We start from the raw sequence: 17,492 nt of genomic DNA on the forward strand, positions 1-17,492 counted from the left end.
GCGCGTCCACCGGCGCGGGGGCCGCGGGCCCCGTCGGGGGCAAGGGGCGGAGGCTGCGCTTCCGCACCCGGATGGCAGTCTGTCCCGATGCCCATGACCGCAAGCCCGCCCGACGGCGCCGCCGCGCCCGCCGCCTCGGCCACCGCCACGCCGGCCGCGGCGGAGGCCGTGGCGCCGGCCCTCGCGCGGGGGAGCGCGGGGCGGCGGGACCGGGCCGCCGCACGGGCCCGGGCGCGGGCGCCGCACGCGCTGGCCGCCGCGCTGTTCTGCGCGTACGCCGTGCTCTCCGTGACCCGCCACCGGCGGATGGAGGAGAACTCCTGGGACCTGGGCATCTTCGAGCAGGCCGTCCGGGCCTACGCCCACCTCCGGGCTCCGGTGGCGGACCTGAAGGGGCCGGGCGCCATCGTCCTCGGCGACCACTTCAGCCCCGTCGTCGCGCTGATCGCCCCGCTCTACCGGCTCTTCCCCGGCCCGGTCACCCTGCTGGTGGTGCAGGCGGCGCTGTTCGCGCTGTCGGCCCTGCCCGTCACCCGGGCCTCGGTCCGGCTGCTCGGTCCGGCCCGGGGGCTCGCGCTCGGGGCGGCGTACGGGCTGTCGTGGGGGATCCAGCGGGCCGTCGACTTCGACTTCCACGAGATCTGCTTCGCGGTGCCGCTGCTCGCCTTCGCCCTGGAGGCGCTGCTGGCGCGGCGGTGGCGGGCCGCCCTGGCCTGGGGGCTGCCGCTGCTGCTGGTCAAGGAGGACCTCGGGATCACCCTCGCCGCCCTGGCGCTGGTGGTCGCCCGGCGGGCCCGCCCCACCGACCGGCGGGCGGCACGGCTCGCCGTCGCCGTGGCCGTGGCCGCGGTGGCGGCCGCCGTACTGGTGTTCACGGTGGTGGTCCCCGCCTTCGCCCCCGACGGGTACGCCTACTGGGAGAAGGTCGGCGGGCCCGGCGGCGCCCTGCGCGGCCTGGGCACCAAGCTCACCACCCTGGCGTGGGTGCTGGTCCCCACCACCGGGCTGCTGGCGCTGCGCTCCCCGCTGCTGTGGGTGGCCGTGCCGACGCTGGGCTGGCGGTTCGCTTCGGCGGACCCGCACTACTGGTCCACCGACTGGCACTACAGCGCCGTGCTGATGCCGGTCGCCGCGCTGGCGCTGGCCGACTCCCTCGACGGCGCCCGGCGCAGCCCCCGGCCGTGGGTGCGCGCGTACGCCCACCAGCTGCCCGGCGCCCTGCTCGCCGCCGCGCTCGCGCTGAGCGCCACCGGCCTGCCGCTGGCCCGGCTCGGGGAGCGGGCCACGTACACGAAGCCCGCGCGGGTCACCGCGGTCGAGCGGCTGCTGGCGCGGATCCCGGACGGGGTGGCGGTGGAGGCCGACTACCCCGCGCTGACCCGGCTGACGTCGCGCTGCCGGGTGTTCTGGATCGGCGGCACGCAGGGGGTGCGCCCGGCCTACCTGGTCTTCGACAACGCCTCCGGCTGGGCCGGGGACCCCCTCGCGTACGCGGGGCGGCTGCACCCGGGGTCGCGGTTCGTCCTGGCGGGCGAGGCGGACGGGGTGGTCCTGCTGGAGCGGCAGCTGTAGCGGCGGGGCCCCGACGCGACGCGCCGGTCCCGGGCCGCCCTCTCGGACGGTCCGGGACCGGCGCGTTCCCCCGTGCTCCCCCGTGCTCCCCCGCGGGATCCCCGTACCTCCCCCGTGGGGATCCCCGCTCCCTCCCCCGTACGACCGCCGGCGGCTACTCGCTGGCGATCGCGTTCAGAACGTTCATCCGCCCCGCCCGGAACGCCGGGACCAGTGCGGCGAACAGGCCCACCAGGGCCGAGCCGGCGAACACCGCGATGATCGTCGGCCAGGGGATCTCCAGCACCTTCAGGCCCTGGAGGGCGAGGAGCCGCTGCGCCGTGGCGCCCCAGCCCATGCCCAGCCCCAGGCCCAGCAGGGCGCCGAAGAGGGCGATGACCACCGACTCCAGGCGGATCATCCGGCGCAGCTGGCGGCGCGAGAGGCCGATGGCGCGCATCAGGCCGATCTCACGGGTCCGCTCGACCACCGAGAGGGCCAGGGTGTTCACGACGCCCAGCACCGCGACGATGATCGCCAGGGCGAGGAGGCCGTAAACCATGTTGAGCAGCTGCCCGACCTGGTCCTTGAGGTCCTTCTTGTAGTCGGTCTGGTTGAGCACCTTGTACTGCGGGTACTCGGCCATGGCCGCCTTGAGCGCCGTGTAGGCGCTGTCGGCCTGCCCCTTCTCGGCCTTGGCCAGCAGCATGAACGGGCGCGGCAGCTGGTCGGCCGGCAGGTTGGCCTCGGCGGTGGCGGTGCTGACGTACTTCACGCCCTTGTCGAGGTTGCCCTCGTCCGAGGTGATCGCGGCGACCTTCAGCTTGACGCTCTTCCCGCCGTTGAAGGCCACGCCCAGCTCGTCGCCGACCTTCACGTGGTGCTCGTCGGCGTACTTCGAGCCGACGGCCATCGCGCCGGGGGCGTACGCGTCCTTGTGCTGCCCGGCGACCGTCTTGCGGCGGACGTCCTGGGCGTAGGAGGGGTCGGTGGCGCTGAGCCGGTCCTGGGCGGAGGTGCCGTCCGGGGCGGTGATCCTCGCCTCGACCTCGCGGTAGGCGGTGACGTGGTCGAGGCCCTTGACCCCGCGCATGGCCTGCTCGGCCTGCGGCATCAGCGGCTGGCCGCCCTGGGAGGCGACGATGTAGTCCGCGCCGACCGTGCGGTCGAGCTCGTCGGTGGCGGAGGCCACCATCGAGGACCCGACCACCGACAGGCAGGCGACCAGCGCCAAACCGATCATCAGCGCGGCGGCGGTGGCGCCCGTACGGCGCGGGTTGCGCAGGGCGTTGCGCTCGGCGAGTCGGCCGACGGAGCCGAAGGGCCGCAGGACGGGCGCGGCGAGCACCCGGACCACGACGCCCGCCAGCAGCGGGCCGATCACGATGAAGCCGATGAGGCTGAACAGGACGCCGACGGCCAGCCACAGCGAGCCGGCGGAGGCCTTGTCGGCGGCCGCGGCGAGGAACAGGGCCGCTCCGCCGATGCCGGTGAGGACCAGGCCGAGGACGGCGCGGACCGCGCCGGCCTTGCGGTCGCCGGGGGTGCCGGCGTCGCGCAGGGCGGCCATCGGGGAGACCCTCCCGGCCCGGCGGGCCGGTATGTAGGCGGCGACGACGGTGACGACGGTGCCCAGGACCAGGCCGACGACCGGGGTGGTCCAGCGGACCGTCAGGTCGCCGGTGGACAGGTGCATGCCCATCTGGCCCATGAGCTTCATCAGGCCGACGGCCAGGCCGACGCCCGCCGCGACACCGGCGGCGGAGCCGACGACGCCGAGCAGGAGGGCCTCCAGCAGCACCGAGCGGTTGATCTGGCCCCGGTCGGAGCCGATGGCCCGCATCAGGCCGATCTCACGGGTGCGCTGGGCGACCAGCATCGAGAAGGTGTTGAAGATCAGGAAGATGCCGACGAGGAAGGCGATGCCGGCGAACCCGAGCATCACGTACTTCATGACGTCGAGGAAGCCCATGTCCTTCTTGTTGGCGGCCGTGGACTCCTTGGCGGTCTGCAGCTTGTAGGTGTCCGCGCCGACGGCGGCGGCCACGTTCTTCTTCAGCTGCTCGTCGCTGACGCCGTCCTTGGCGGTGACGCTGACGTGGGTGAAGGTGCCGGGCCGGCCGAGCAGCTTCTCCTGGGCGGTGGCGGTGTCGAAGTAGACGACGGCCGCGCCCGGGTTGGTGACGGTGAAGGAGGCGATGCCGCTGATCCTCGCCCGGACGTCGCCGGTGATGGCGATGGTGCGCAGCTCGTCGCCGAGCTTCAGGTGGTGCTTGTCGGCGGTGTCCGCGTCGACCATCATCTCGGTCGGACCGCGCGGGGCCCGGCCGGAGCTGATCTTCATGGACTTGAGCTCGCCGTCGGTCCAGTTGCCGGCGATGGTCGGGGCCCCCGTGGTCGACCCCATGTTCTCGTTCTTGGAGTTCACCACGGTGACGGCCGTCGAGATGACGCCGCCCTCGGCGGACTTGACGCCCTGGGCTCCGCGCACCTTCTCCAGGGCCGAGCCGGGCAGCACCTGCGGGCGGCCGCGGTTCGGGTCGTCCTCGCCGTCGGCGGCCTCCTTGGGGCTGACGGTGACGTCGGAGCTGGTGACGGCGAACAGCTTGTCGAACGTGGTGTTCATGGTGTCCGTGAACACCAGGGTCCCGCAGACGAAGGCGACCGAGAGCAGCACGGCGATGGCGGACAGCGCCATCCGGCCCTTGTGCGCGAAGAAGTTGCGCCGCGCGGTCTTCATGACGGTCACGAGGTCCGCCCGCGCGCGTCGAAGTCCTTCATCCGGTCCAGGACCTGGTCGGCGGTGGGCCCGTACATCTCGTCGACGATGCGGCCGTCGGCCAGGAAGACGACGCGGTCCGCGTAGGAGGCGGCGACCGGGTCGTGCGTGACCATCACGATGGTCTGGGCGAGCTCGTCCACCGACTGGCGCAGGAAGCCGAGCACCTCGGCGCCGGCCCGCGAGTCCAGGTTCCCGGTGGGCTCGTCGCCGAAGATGATCGCCGGGCGGGCGGCGAGGGCGCGGGCCACGGCCACGCGCTGCTGCTGGCCGCCGGACAGCTCGGTCGGGCGGTGCTTGAGGCGCCCGGCGAGACCGACGGTCTGCACGACCCGGTCCAGCCACTGCGGGTCCGCCTTGCGGCCGGCGATGTCCATCGGGAGGGTGATGTTCTCCAGGGCGTTCAGCGTCGGCAGCAGGTTGAACGCCTGGAAGATGAAGCCGATCTTGTCACGGCGCAGCTGCGTGAGCTTCTTGTCCTTGAGACCGGTGATCTCGGTGTCCTCCAGGTGGATCCGCCCGCTGGTCACCGTGTCCAGGCCGGCCAGGCAGTGCATGAGCGTGGACTTGCCGGAGCCGGACGGGCCCATGATCGCGGTGAACTGGCCGCGGTGGATGTCCACGTCCACGTGGTCGAGGGCGACGACGCGGGTCTCGCCGGAGCCGTACGCCTTGACGACCTGGCGCGCCCGGGCGGCCACGGAGCCGTGCCCCCCGCCGCTTCCGTGCCTGGTCTCGGTCATCGCCGTTGTCACGGTGTTCTCTCCCCTGTTGGTGTGCGTACTGCGTGCGTACCGCGTCCGTGCGTCGCCGTCGTGAAGTCTGCTGAACGGGGGGTGTCCGGCACCCTGGTGCCCGTCGCCGTATCCGCCGGGGGGTTAACCCCACCCCGCCCCGCGGCCCCGCCCATGTGAACCAGTTAAAGACGCGGACGGACCTTCGGCCTCCTCCGCCGGGACGAAAGTCCCCTGGGCCCAAATGGTGAGGGACCCCTAGGGGATGTCCGCCGTCCGACGGACCGGACGTAGGGGGCACGGCCCGGCACACCCCGCGTGAGATGGGGATTCCGCCCGGCGCACCCCGGTGAGAGGGTGTCTGCGCGGACGAAGGGGGAACACGGTGGAGACGGAGAAGAGCGGGGGCACGGCCTCCGGCGGGGAGCCGGCCGGCACCCCGGGAGGAAAGGTTTCGGCCGAAGGGGCGGAGGCCGGCATACCCGTCCAGGGCCGCCCCCCGGCGCGGGTCGTCGCGTCCCTGATGCTGTCCATGGCCCTGGTCGCCCTCGACACCACCATCGTCTCCACCGCCGTCCCCCAGATCGTCGGGGACATCGGCGGCTTCGCCGTCTTCTCCTGGCTCTTCTCCGGCTACCTCCTCGCCGTCACGGTCACCCTCCCCGTCTACGGCAAGCTCAGCGACACCTTCGGCCGCAAGCCCGTCCTGCTCTTCGGCACCGCCCTCTTCCTGGCCGGCTCGGTGCTCTGCGCCTCCGCCTGGAACATGGGCGCGCTCATCGCCTTCCGGATCGTCCAGGGCCTGGGCGGCGGCGCCCTCCAGAGCACCGTGCAGACCCTGGCCGCCGACCTCTACCCGCTGCGCGACCGCCCGCGCATCCAGGCCCGCATGACCACCGTGTGGGCGAGCTGCGCCCTCGTCGGCCCGGCCCTCGGCGGCCTCATCGCCGGATACGCGGGCTGGCGCTGGACCTTCCTGATCAACGTGCCGATGGCCGGACTCGCCCTGTGGCTGACCGCCCGCCACCTCGTCGAACCCCGGCGCGCCCCCGCCCGGCGCGGCCCGGTGGACTGGGCGGGGGCCCTCGGGATCTTCGCCTGCGGCGGGCTGCTGCTCTTCGCCCTGGTCCAGGGCGGGGTCGCCTGGCCGTGGCTGTCCGCCCCCTCGCTGGGGCTGATGGGCACGAGCGCGGTCCTGGCGGCGGTGGTGGTCCGGGTGGAGCGCCGGGCCGCGGACCCGATCCTGCCCGGGTGGGTGTGGCGCCGGCGGACCATCGCCGCCGTCAACCTGGCGATGGGGGCGCTGGGGCTGCTGATGGTCGCCCCGATGGTGTTCATGCCGACCTACGCCCAGTCCGTGCTCGGCCTCGGGCCGGTCGGGGCGGGGCTGGTGACGGCCCTGATGACGCTCAGCTGGCCGCTGTCGGCCGCCGTCTGCCAGCACGTGTACCGGCGCATCGGCTTCCGCGACACCGCCGCCCTCGGCATGGGGCTGGCCGCGGTGGTCCTGTTCGGCTTCCACCTGCTGCCGCATCCCGCGAAGACCTGGCAGCCGGCGCTGATCATGCTGTTGCTGGGGGCCTCGCTGGGCCTGTTCCAGCTGCCGCTGGTGGTCGGGGTGCAGTCCACGGTCGACTGGGCCGAGCGCGGCACCACGACGGCCTCCGTGCTGTTCTGCCGCACCGTCGGCCAGGCCGTGGGCGCCGCGCTGATGGGGGCGGTGGCCAACGCGACCGTCGCCGCCCGGCTGGCGCGGGAGCCGCTGCCGGGACTGCCGCACCGGCTGGACGACGTGTCGCGGGCCCTGGCCGAGCCGGGCAGCCTCTCACGGGCCGCGTCGGAGCACCTGCGGCAAGCCGTGGCGGCCGCGGTGGACCACATCTTCCTCGGCGCGACGGCCGCCGGGGTGGCCGCGCTGCTCGTCCTGCTGCTGGTGGCGCCCCGGAGGTTCCCCGTCCTGCCGGAACACGAATGACGACCGCTTGACAACTTGTCATGCCCTGCCTGGTTGGGTGAGGCTCTCCCCAGGACCGCATCCGGGGGGACGACATGGCATCCGCACTCTTCGCACTGGCGTTACTGGCCGCCCTGGCCGGACCCGTCGCACTGCGCCTGTACCGCAGGCCGGACTTCGTCACCGGACGCGACGGCCGGCTCTCCACCTCGACCACCCTGGCCCTGGCCTGGACCGTGATCCTGGTCTGGCTGCTGCTCGCCATCCTCGGCTACGGGCTGACGGCGGGCGGCGGGGTCGCCTGGTTCCGCGGCGAGCACGGCCCGCTCGCCTCCCTGACCCCGGTCTACCTCCCGCTGCTCGGCGGCCCGTACATCGCGCTGATCGCCGCCAAGACGGTCGTCGGGATCCGGGTGGAGAACGGCACCCTGGCCAAGCCGGCGCCCAAGCCCACCCCCGGCGGGCGCCGGCCGCTGCGGGAGCTGATCGCCAACGACAGCGGCCGCACCGACCTCGTGGACCTCCAGTACGTGGCCCTGAGCGCGGTCACCATGCTCTACGTCGTCCTCTTCTTCCTCTCCGACGTGGGCGGCGGCCTGCCCGACCTCCCCTCCGAGATCTGGGCCCTGACCGGCGCCCCGGCGGGCGCGTACCTGGTCAACAAGATGGCCACCCGCGGCAACCCGGTGATCACCCACGCCGCCGTCACCCAGGACGGCGCGCTCACGGTCGAGGGCGGCGGCTTCACCGACCCCCGCCTCACCCTGGACGACACCCCGCTCACCACCGTCCAGGACCCGGCGACCGGCACCCTCACGGCCACCCTGCCGCCGGACGCGAAACCCCCGTTCACCCTGGTGGTCACCTCCCGCGGCCTGCGCAGCGACCCCTACCACTGCGACACGGCCACCGCACCGGCCCCCGCACCGCCCGCCGCCCGGCCGGCGGACCGGGGCCCGACCGAAGCCACCCGACCCTCCGGAGACCTGTGATGATCGCGCACCGCACCGTCGACGTCGACGGCGTGACCGTGGCCTACCGCGAAAGCGGACCCGCCGACGGCCCCGTCCTGCTGCTCCTGCACGGCTTCCCCACCGCCTCGCACCAGTTCACCCGCCTGATGGACGCCCTCCGCGACACCCCGTACCGGCTGATCGCCCCCGACTACCCGGGCTTCGGCCGCACCGACGCCCCGCCCGGCTTCGCCTACGCCTTCGACCGCCTCGCGGACATCGTGGAGGGCTTCACCGACGCCCTCGCCCTGGACCGCTTCGCCCTGTACGTCTTCGACTTCGGCGCCCCCGTCGGCCTGCGGCTCGCCACCCGGCGCCCCGAACGGATCACCGGCCTCATCGTCCAGAACGGCAACGCCTACGACGAGGGACTCTCCGCCGCCGCCCGCGAGTTCGCCGGACTGCGGCGCGAGGTGCCGGGCAACGAGGAACGGGTGCGCCGGCTGTTCACCCCGGAAGGCACCCGCTTCCAGTACGAGACCGGAGTCGCGGACCCCGCCCTCGTCTCCCCCGACAACTGGACCCTCGACGTCCACTACCTCGGCCTGCCCGGCCGCACCGACGCCCAGGCCGACCTCGCCTTCGACTACGCCTCGAACTTCGCCCACTACCCGGCCTGGCAGGCATGGATCCGCGACTCGGCGGTACCGGTGCTGGTCGTCTGGGGCGCGGGGGACCCCTTCTTCACCCCCGCCGGGGCCAAGGCGTACCTGCGGGACGCGCCGGACGCCGACGTCCACGTCTTCGAAGGCGCCGGGCACTTCGCACTGGAGACCCACCTCGACGAGATCGCCCCGCTGATCGGCTCCTTCCTGACCCGCCTCTGACCGCTCCCGGCCGGGGCTGCGGCGCACCCCGGCACGCCGCAGCCCACGCCCCGCGCCGCCCTTCCACCGCTGCCCGGAAACGCCCGGCAGGGCAGGGGCGGCGCCCCTACCCCTCCGCCGGAGCCCGCCCCGTCAGGGCCGCCAGGCTGGAGCGGACGTGGTTCATGTGGGCCCGCATCTCCTCCTGCGCCTCCTCGTGCTCCCGCAGGATCCGCTCCGTCTCCCGCCCCACCCGCTCCTGCCGCACCCGCGCCTGCGCCACCAGCTCCGCCGCCCGCGCCTCCGCGTCCTCCTGGCCGTGCCGCGCCGACTCCTCCGCCTCCGCGAACCCCCGCCGCGCCTCCGCCAGCCGCGCCTGCGCGTACCGCTCCATCTCCGCGAGCCGCGCCTCCTGCTCCGCCTCCCGCGCCGCGGCCTCCCGCTCGGCCGCGTCCCGCCGCTCCGCCTGCTCCTGCTCCCGCTCCGCCAGCAGCGCATGCGCCCGCCGCCGCGTGTCCGCCAGCCCGGCCTGCGCGTCGGCCCGCCACTGCGCGGCCTCCTCGCGCGCCTTCGACCGCAGCCCGTCCGCCTCCCGCTGCGCCTGCAACAGCCCCTGCCGCGCCCGCACCTCGGTCTGCTCGCGCACCGCCTCCGCGTCGTGCCGCGCCAGCTCCGCCACCCGGTCCGCGTGCGCCTCCGCCGCGCCCGCCGCCTCCACCGCGTCCGCCCGCGCGTCGGCGCGCAGGACCTCCGACTCCTCCTCCGCCAGCGAAAGGATCCGCCGGGCGCGCTCGCTCAGCTCGTCGTAGGTCTGCGGCGCCAGCGCCGCCACCGCCGCACGCAGCCGCTCCGCCTCCTGCTCCATCTGCCGCGCCAGGACGGTCAGCCGCGCCACCCGTTCCCAGGCCTCGTCCCGGCTGCCGGCCAGCCGGGCGACGTACCGGTCGACGTCCTCCGGCCGGTAGCCGCGGCCGCCGCGCACGGTCGGGAAACCCTGGGGACCGTGAGGTGACATCGGTGCACTCATCCTGGAAGCGCCTCTCTCGCGGGGATTCCCGTCAAGGATGCGTCATTTGAGGCCAGAAGCCTGAATGGCCGGGCCGGGACCCCCTTCGGAGGGGTCCCGGCCCGGCCATTCATCCGATCGGCGGACCGCTCAGAGCAGTCCGTCCCACATCTGCTCCAGCAGCACCGACCACCAGCTCTCCGGTGACGCCAGCGCCGCACTGTCGAGCCCCGCCAGGTTCGCCTGGAAGTCGACGGTCCAGTGTCCCGCCTGCTCCGGCGTCAGATGCTGGCGCAGACGCCACATGTGACCCAGCATCGCCAGCGACCGCGCGAACTGCGGCAGGCTCGAATTCACGAACTGCGGCGGCACCGGCGCCCCGCCGGGACCGCCCTCCACCGGCACCGCGACGATGTGCGCCGTCCCGTACTGCACGCACAGCGCCTTGCCGAAGTCACTGCCGATGACCAGGTACGAGCCCGCGTCCGACGCCGGCTGCACCTGCCGCTGCGCGGCCAGCTCGGCCAGCGTCGGCACCGGCTGCCCGGGCACGGCCTGCGCCCAGAAGAACGGCCCGAAATCGACGGGCAGACCGGCCCACATCAGCGTCTGCGCCACGATCTCCGGCACGCCCTGTCGCGATACCGCCCGCTGGTCGAAGCGGAAGATCCCCTGCGGCCCGAAGGCCCCCGCCAGCTCCTGCGCGATCGCGTCCATCGGGATCGCCGGCTGGAGCGGGACCTGCGGCAGCGGCGCCCGGACCGGCGCCGGACGCGCCGGGCCGTCCGCCACCTGGTGCAGCTCACCCTGATGGGTGAGCAGGTGCCGCATGCCCTGCTGACGTCCCGCGTGGTCGGTCCCGTACGGGGCCACGCTCGTGATCCGCACCTGCGGCCAGGTCTCCCGGATCATCCGGGCGCAGTAACCGCCGGGCAGCTCGCAGGAGGCCAGCTCGGTGTGCAGCTCCAGCACCTGCTGCGGCGGCACGTTCATCGCGCGGAGCTCGTACAGGATCTGCCACTCGGGGTGCGGGGTACCGGGCGCCGAGCGGCGGATGAGCTGCTGCTCGGAGCCGTCGGGCGCGCGGTAGCGGAGCACGGCCTGGTAGCCGGGGCCGACCGTGGGCACGCCGGACGGGGCCGGCGGCTGCCCCGCCGGACCGCCGGGCGGCGCGGAGGGCGGACCGGGCGGACCGGGCGGCGGAACGGTGCCCGGACCGGCCAGCATCGTCGCGGCGTGCTGCATCCCGCCCCCGGGCGCACCGGGAGCCCCGGGAGCCCCGGGCGCACCAGGAGCACCGGGCGGCCCCGGAGGCGCGGGCGGCTGCACGACGGCCGGACCGGCCAACATGGTCGCGGCGTGGTCGAGCCCGCCCCCGAGGGAGCCACCGGGCGCACCGGGGGGCGCCGGCGGGGCCGGCGGCGCACCGGGAGGCCCGGGCGGCGCCGGAGGACCGGGCGGGTTGGGCGCCTGCACGACCGCGGGACCGGCCAGCATCGTGGCCGCGTGGTCGAACCCGCCCCCGAGGGAACCGGAACCAGGAGCGGCGGGCGGCGCCGGAGGCGGCGTCGGCGCACCGGGCGGCCCGGGCGGCGGAACCGTACCCGGCCCGGCCAGCATCGTCGCGGCGTACGCCCCGCCCCCAGGCGCACCGGGAGCACCGGGCGCCGAAGGCATCCCGGCAGGCGCAGGCGGAACAGGCGGCGCAGACGGCATCGACGCCCCAGGAGCCCCCGGCACACCGGGAGCCCCGGGACCACCAGGCACACCAGGAGCCGAAGGCATCCCGGCAGGCGCAGGCGGAACAGGCGGCATGGACGCCCCAGGAGCCCCGGGAGCACCAGGCATCCCAGGAGCCCCGGAAGCCTCAGGAGCACCGGGCATACCGGGAGCCGCAGGCATCCCGGGCGCACCCGGCACAGCAGTCCCAGGCATACCAGCAGCCCCAGGCGCGCCCGGCGCCCCAGGCCCCGCAGCCGGAACCCCCGGCACCGGGCCGACGCCCTGCGGCGCCCCGCCCGCCGCGCCGGCGCCGCCCGCGGCCTCCGCCTGGAGCGCCAGCGCCGGAGCGATCGCGGTCCTCGGCAGCTGGCTGCCCCCGGCCATCAGCGTGGTCTTGGCCTCCGCACCCGCCCCGGAGGGAGCCGGCGCGTCGTCCAGGTCGGAACCCGACAGCGCCGGCGCGAACACCGTCGCGGGCAGCGGCACGGAACCGTCACCCTCACCGGCCCCCGGGTTCACATCGGTACCGGCCCACGACCCGGACCCGCCCGGCACCGCGTCCGGCACGCCCGCACCCGCGGAACCGGCGGAACCAGAAGGCCCGGCAGACCCGGAACCGGAACCAGAACCGGCCGACCCCGACCCCGACCCCGAAGACCCCGACCCCGCACCCACCACCGGCGGGATCCCCGCCCGGTCCGCGGCCTCCTGGAGCCACTCCGGCGGGCTCAGCATGAACGACGTCTGCTCCGAGTCGATCCGCGGCGGCGGCACCGAAGCCTCCGAAGCCGCCGTCGCAGCAGCCCCGTACTCCTCCTCGTACCGCCGGATCACCTCACCCACCGGCAACCCGGGCCACAGCGTCACCTCGCCGCTGTCCCGCGCGATGACCAGCCGCTGACGGCCGCCACCCGACACCGGACCCCCGGCCCGGTCCTCCGCCCACACCACGAAGCCCAGCCCGAACTCCCGCACCCGCACCTCGCGGTGCTGGTACCCGGGCACGTCCCCGTTGATCCACTCCTCGGCGCGCTCCTGCGCCTGCGCGAACGTCACCACGACGCGCTCACCCCTCACCCATGCCGGTGTCAGCCACCGGAACCGAACGCGCGAAACCGCCGTCCACCATCAGACCGGCCACCGTCTCCAGCTCCGGCGGATTCCCCGCCACACGCTCCAGGAAGGCATCGAAATCGGCACCGCACGGCAGCAACAGCCGCTCCACGCGCTCCTGCACCGACCAGCCGTCCCGGTCGCGCGCGTCGTCGTACGGGGAGAACCAGACGGAACCGACCCCCTCGCCCCGCACCTTCACCGCGAGCAGCCCGCCCTGCACGAAGGCCACGCACAGGTAGTCCTTCGTCAGGTGGTCCCGCAGACACTTGTTGATGTACACGAGGTCGTTGACCGCCGCCTCCTCACGCACCGTGAAGAACGGCTGGTCCACCAGCATCCCCAGCTCCACGAACAGCCCCGCGCCCACCGGCGCGCACCCGCCCGCCGCCTTCAGGAACGACCGGTACGCCTCCGGAAGCCGGTACCCCAGGTCCTCCTCGACCCCCTGCACCTGCGACTCCGACACCGACACCAGCGACTTCGGCAGCCCCAGATGGACCGGCCGGACCTCCTGGAGCGGCCGCCCACCACGCTTCTCGTGGTCCACCGGAGCCGTCGCCAGACCCGCGTGGTGCCGCAGCAGCGCCTTCACCTCGACCGGGACCAGCTCCATCCGCCGCGAACCCGCCACGTGGTGCCAGGTCCAGCCGTGCGGCGTCGCCACCGGCCCCACCGTGTCCCACAGCGGATGACCCGCCTCGTGCATCGCCGCGTTGGCGGACACGCAGTCCGTCAGCCGCAGCTCGTCCGCGCCGAAACCCTCCGGGGGCTCGGCGATCTCCACGGCCGCACGCGCGTACCGCGAGAAGTCGGGATGACCGTCCCCGTCCATCCGCACGCCATGGGGATGCCGAGCGGCCCGGACCGGGTCCGGGAAATGCACGACCTGCCCCGAGTACGCGGCGTTGGGTGGCACGGCCTGCTGCCCGAGCCGACCTGTCGTCATGGTGGTGGCTCCCTGCTGGATCTGGACGGTTCACCACAGCCTAAGTGCTCCGGCAAGACCCTCACCCGCCCCCGTCCTCGGCAGGGGCGCACAGGGCGGGAACATCCGAATTGATACGAATATTCGACCCCGCTTCCACGTGACAGCGGACATTTGACAGGCTGTCCCCGCAGCACGGGGGCGTGCGCCACAGCGGCCACCACCGCCGCACGGGAGGGAAGAGGCACCATGCAGACAGCGACCACACACACCGCGGGCACGCACAACACGGCACCCCGCGCGGACCGCGGACAGAACACCGAACCCGGCCCCGCCGGCGACCCGCGCCTGCGCTGGAGCACCGCGGCCGGACCCAACACCCCGCCCGTACTCCGCTTCCGCCGCGACGGCATCCTGCCCACCGTCGCCGCCGCCCTCTCCGTCCGCGGCGAAACCCTCACCGGCACCGCCGGCAAGGGCGACCAGCCACCCGCCCTGCACCCCCTCGTCCAGGACTTCCTCGACACCCTCACCAGCGGCCAGCGGGAGCGCTTCACCGGCCGCTGCCCCGAAGCCATACTCCTCTCCCGCCACCTCACCACCGTCGAAGGCGCCCGCAGCAGACGCGCCTCCCGCAAACCCCTCACCGCGAGCGAAGCCCGCCGCGCCCTGAAACACGCCAAGATCACCGCCCGCCGCATCCGCGAGGACGGCGACCCGCTCCACGGCAGCTACGCACCCCCCTGCCGCTCCTGCGACGCGCTCCTCAACCACTTCGGCGTACGCCCCGTCGACCTCACCCAGCCCGAGTAGCCACCATGACCGCCTCCTCAGCCTCTTCGGCCTCCGCCACCCCTTCGGCCGCCCCGGCCTCCTACGGCCGCTCCTCCGCCAACCGCTTCCCCGTCGGCGTCGACGCCGCCCTGCGCGCAGCAGGCTGGGAACCCGGCCGCTGGGACATCAAACAGGCCGAATACTGGGCCGACGCCCTCCGCGACCACACCACCCCCGCCGGCCACCGCCACACCGTCTTCCCCGCCGCCGTCGAAGCCTGGGCCGAATTCGGCGGCCTCACCATCACCGCCCCCGGCCCCGGCCGCCAGATAGCCCCCACCCCGGTCCGCCTCGACCCGCTCACCGGACTCCACCTCGCCCGCACCTTCGCCGACCTCGGCCGGGCCCTCTCCACCCAGCTCTGCCCCCTTGGCTCCGACACCGCCGGCGGCGCCCACCTCGCCATCGACCGCGAGAACCGCACCTACCTCGTCGACCACACCGGCGACTGGTACCTCGGCACGAGCCCCGACGAAGCCCTCACCCTCCTCCTCACCGGCCTCCAGCCCGCCCGGCTCACCACCGCCACCCCCTGACACCCCGGGGGCGGGACTACCCGAACGGCAGCACCGCCGACACCCGGAACCCGCCCCCGTCCGTCGGCCCCGACACGAACACCCCGCCCAGCCCCAGCACCCGCTCCCGCATCCCCACCAGCCCGTTGCCCCCACTGGGCAGATCGGCACCCCGCGCCTCCCCCTCGCACGGCCCGTTCTCCACCTGCATCGCCACCTCCCCCTCCCGGTGCGCCAGCCGTACGACGACCCGCGCCCCCGGAGCGTGCTTGTGGCAGTTCGTCAGCGCCTCCTGCACCACCCGGTACGCCGTCTGCTCCACCTCCCCCGGATACACGCCCCGCTCCCCCTGCACCACCATCTCCACACTCATCCCCGCCGCCCGCGACTGCCCCACCAGCACCTCCAGCTCCGCCAGCGAAGGCCCCTCCTCCCCCACCTGCACCGACGCCGGCGCCGCGGCCACCGCCACCGGCGCCACCACCCTGGCCGGCTTCTCCGACGCCCGCAGAACCCCCAACATCTCCCGCAACTCCGTCAACGCCTGCCGCCCCATGTCCCCCACCAGCACCGCGTTGCGCACCGCCTTCTCCGGATCCTTCCCCGCCACCGCCTGCAACGCCGCCGCGTGCACCACCATCAGCGACACCCGGTGCGCCACCACGTCGTGCATCTCCCGCGCGATCCGCGTCCGCTCCTCCTGCCGCGCCCACTCCGCCCGCTCCTCCGCCCGGTCGGCCAGCAGCGACAGCTCCCGCTCCAGCGAGTCCGCCCGCTCCTGCAGGCTCTCCATCAGCCGCCGCCGCGCCCCCACGTACAGCCCGAGCAGCACCGGCGGCACGGTCAGCGCCACCGCCATGAACGCGGACAGCACGAAGACGAGCGCGCCCTCCCCCTCGACGTCCCCCCGGGTCCTCAAATAGGTCACCGCGAACGTCCCGGCCAGCGACATCGCGGCCAGCGTGGCGGTGACCCTCCGGGGCACCTCGCAGGCGGCCAGCGTGTACAGCCCCACCACCCCGAGCAGGAACCCCATCGCCGCCGGCGTGACGGCGATCCCCACCAGCACCACGGCGACCGGCCACCGCCGCCGCAGCACCAGCACCGCCCCCACCAGGACCCCGAACAGCACCCCGAGCCCCACCGGCAGCCCGGCCTCGTGCGCGAACGGAATCCCCTCGAAGGCGCACTCGACGGCGGACACCACCCCCAGCCCCACATCGAGCACGGCCCCCCGCCGCCGCTCCCACCACCAGGGCCCGTCCCGCCCGGCCCCTTCGCGTTCATCCCCCGTACTGGTCATGCCGACCAGCGTACGCAGCGCCCCCAGCACGGGCGCGAACGGAATTCCGGCAGACCCGGGGTCATCGCACGTACGACTGAATCATCCGGAATCCGAGACCTGAATCCCACATTCCGGACGACAGTGGCGACATGAGCGAAATCCGACGTCGCCCCGGCGACGGCACCGGCGGCCTCCGCAGCGGGGCCACGACCTTCGAAGCCCTCCGGGAACCGGCCGTCGCCCTCCGCCGCGAGGGCCTCAGCCGCCGCCAGATCCGCGACCGGCTGCACGTCCACAACAACGACATCCTCAACCGCCTCCTGGAGGGCGAGCCCGCACCGGAATGGACGAAGCGCCCCAACGCGAAGGACGACCTCCGCGACCGGGCCAGGGAACTCCGCCTCCAGGGCATGACCTACGACCAGATACAGGTCGAGCTGGGCTGCTCGAAGAGCTCGATCTCCCTCTGGGTCCGCGACCTGCCGAAGCCGGAGCGGCGGCGCACCACCGCCGAAGCCTCCGAGATCGCGCGACACGGCTGGGAGCGGACGCTCCAGGTGCGCGACGACGAACGACGCCGCACCAAGGAGTCGGCGACCGCCGAGATCGGCACGCTCTCAGACCGTGAGCTCTTCCTCTTGGGCGTCGGCCTCTACTGGTCGGAGGGGAGCAAGGACAAGTCCTACGACCGCCGCGAGAAGGTGATCTTCGTGAACAGCGACCCCGGCATGGTGCGCGTCCACCTCGCCTGGCTCCGCCTGCTCGGCGTCGACAACGAGCTGATTCGCTTCAGCGTCATGATCCACGAATCGGCCGACATCGCAGCGGCGGAGGAGTTCTGGGCAGGCCTCGTCGGTGTCGAAGTGGCACAGTTCCAGAAAACCACCCTCAAGCGGCACAACCCCAGGACCAATCGCAAGAACACCGGGGACACCTACTACGGCTGCCTCGCGGTCCGCGCTCTCCAAAGCGCCGATCTGTACCGTCGCATCGAAGGGTGGTGGTGCGGCATAGTAGGGGCTGCATCCGAATCCGATCAACGAAGTCGGACATAGGTGACGAACCATCCCGGATCGTCTAAGGGCAGGACAAATGGTTTTGGTCCATTGAATGAGGGTTCGAATCCTTCTCCGGGAGCACGACCAAAGCACGTTCAAGTTCGGGTCCTGACCTCACGGTCGGGACCCGGCCTCGTTTCCGACCTGTGACCCCCCGCTATCCTTCACGGGTCCACCCCCGAAGCCGAAGGGCA

The 17,492-nt window shown here is 73.8% G+C and carries 13 protein-coding genes and 1 tRNA gene; 8 read left to right on the forward strand and 6 right to left on the reverse strand.

Going from position 1 to position 17,492, the window contains the following annotated elements:
* The first annotated feature begins 87 nt into the window (after window positions 1-87).
* Window positions 88-1,572 (forward strand): DUF2079 domain-containing protein, encoded by a 1,485-nt coding sequence (locus ACIRBY_RS18830; RefSeq protein WP_403901751.1) that lies wholly within the window; start codon window positions 88-90, stop codon window positions 1,570-1,572.
* A gap of 154 nt (window positions 1,573-1,726) precedes the next feature.
* On the opposite strand, the gene ACIRBY_RS18835 is transcribed toward ACIRBY_RS18830, so the two are convergent.
* Window positions 1,727-4,300, reverse strand: coding sequence for an ABC transporter permease (locus ACIRBY_RS18835; RefSeq protein ID WP_403901753.1), 2,574 nt, complete (start codon window positions 4,298-4,300; stop codon window positions 1,727-1,729).
* Window positions 4,297-5,073: an ABC transporter ATP-binding protein gene (locus tag ACIRBY_RS18840; protein ID WP_403901755.1), complete on the reverse strand. Its 777-nt coding sequence runs from the start codon at window positions 5,071-5,073 to the stop codon at window positions 4,297-4,299. Before ACIRBY_RS18840 ends, ACIRBY_RS18835 begins: the two co-directional genes overlap by 4 nt.
* Window positions 5,074-5,449: 376 nt before the next feature.
* On the opposite strand from ACIRBY_RS18840, the gene ACIRBY_RS18845 reads away from it, so the two are divergent.
* From ACIRBY_RS18845 to ACIRBY_RS18855, 3 genes are all read left to right on the forward strand, one after another.
* The gene (locus tag ACIRBY_RS18845) at window positions 5,450-7,039 is read left to right on the forward strand and encodes an MDR family MFS transporter (protein ID WP_403901757.1); all 1,590 of its coding nucleotides are present in this window, start codon (window positions 5,450-5,452) and stop codon (window positions 7,037-7,039) included.
* A gap of 74 nt (window positions 7,040-7,113) precedes the next feature.
* Entirely contained in the window at window positions 7,114-8,010 is an 897-nt protein-coding gene (locus tag ACIRBY_RS18850; RefSeq protein ID WP_403901759.1) for a hypothetical protein, read from the forward strand.
* Complete coding sequence (locus ACIRBY_RS18855) at window positions 8,010-8,858, forward strand: alpha/beta fold hydrolase (RefSeq protein ID WP_403901760.1); 849 nt, start codon at window positions 8,010-8,012, stop codon at window positions 8,856-8,858. Before ACIRBY_RS18850 ends, ACIRBY_RS18855 begins: the two co-directional genes overlap by 1 nt.
* Before the next feature lie 106 nt (window positions 8,859-8,964).
* Here the strand turns inward: ACIRBY_RS18855 and ACIRBY_RS18860 are convergent, their stop codons facing one another.
* From ACIRBY_RS18860 to ACIRBY_RS18870, 3 genes are all read right to left on the reverse strand, one after another.
* Entirely contained in the window at window positions 8,965-9,852 is an 888-nt protein-coding gene (locus tag ACIRBY_RS18860) for a cellulose-binding protein (protein WP_403901761.1), read from the reverse strand.
* Between the two features lie 141 nt (window positions 9,853-9,993).
* On the reverse strand, window positions 9,994-12,624 hold the full coding sequence (locus tag ACIRBY_RS18865; RefSeq protein ID WP_403902038.1) for an SUKH-4 family immunity protein: 2,631 nt from the start codon (window positions 12,622-12,624) through the stop codon (window positions 9,994-9,996).
* Window positions 12,625-12,631: 7 nt separating this feature from the next.
* On the reverse strand, window positions 12,632-13,627 hold the full coding sequence (locus ACIRBY_RS18870) for an SMI1/KNR4 family protein (RefSeq protein ID WP_390688523.1): 996 nt from the start codon (window positions 13,625-13,627) through the stop codon (window positions 12,632-12,634).
* A 228-nt stretch (window positions 13,628-13,855) separates the two neighbouring features.
* Between ACIRBY_RS18870 and ACIRBY_RS18875 the strand changes: the two genes are divergently transcribed.
* Both ACIRBY_RS18875 and ACIRBY_RS18880 read left to right on the forward strand, forming a co-directional pair.
* Window positions 13,856-14,419 carry a YwqJ-related putative deaminase gene (locus ACIRBY_RS18875; protein ID WP_403901763.1) on the forward strand — a complete coding sequence of 188 codons (564 nt, stop codon included), beginning with the start codon at window positions 13,856-13,858 and terminating at the stop codon, window positions 14,417-14,419.
* Between the two features lie 5 nt (window positions 14,420-14,424).
* Window positions 14,425-14,976, forward strand: a complete 552-nt coding sequence (locus ACIRBY_RS18880; protein WP_403901765.1) for an SUKH-3 domain-containing protein — start codon at window positions 14,425-14,427, stop codon at window positions 14,974-14,976.
* 16 nt (window positions 14,977-14,992) lie between these two features.
* Here ACIRBY_RS18880 and ACIRBY_RS18885 read toward each other — a convergent pair whose 3' ends face one another.
* Window positions 14,993-16,258, reverse strand: coding sequence for a histidine kinase (locus ACIRBY_RS18885; RefSeq protein ID WP_403901767.1), 1,266 nt, complete (start codon window positions 16,256-16,258; stop codon window positions 14,993-14,995).
* A gap of 131 nt (window positions 16,259-16,389) precedes the next feature.
* Here ACIRBY_RS18885 and ACIRBY_RS18890 point away from each other — a divergent pair, with 131 nt between their 5' ends.
* Both ACIRBY_RS18890 and ACIRBY_RS18895 read left to right on the forward strand, forming a co-directional pair.
* Window positions 16,390-17,295 (forward strand): hypothetical protein, encoded by a 906-nt coding sequence (locus ACIRBY_RS18890; RefSeq protein ID WP_403901769.1) that lies wholly within the window; start codon window positions 16,390-16,392, stop codon window positions 17,293-17,295.
* 11 nt (window positions 17,296-17,306) lie between these two features.
* A tRNA-Gln gene (locus tag ACIRBY_RS18895) sits at window positions 17,307-17,377 on the forward strand.
* The last annotated feature ends 115 nt before the right edge of the window (window positions 17,378-17,492 follow it).

Origin of the sequence: Streptomyces sp. NPDC096136, assembly GCF_044763325.1 — a bacterium.
GTDB lineage: Bacteria > Actinomycetota > Actinomycetes > Streptomycetales > Streptomycetaceae > Streptomyces.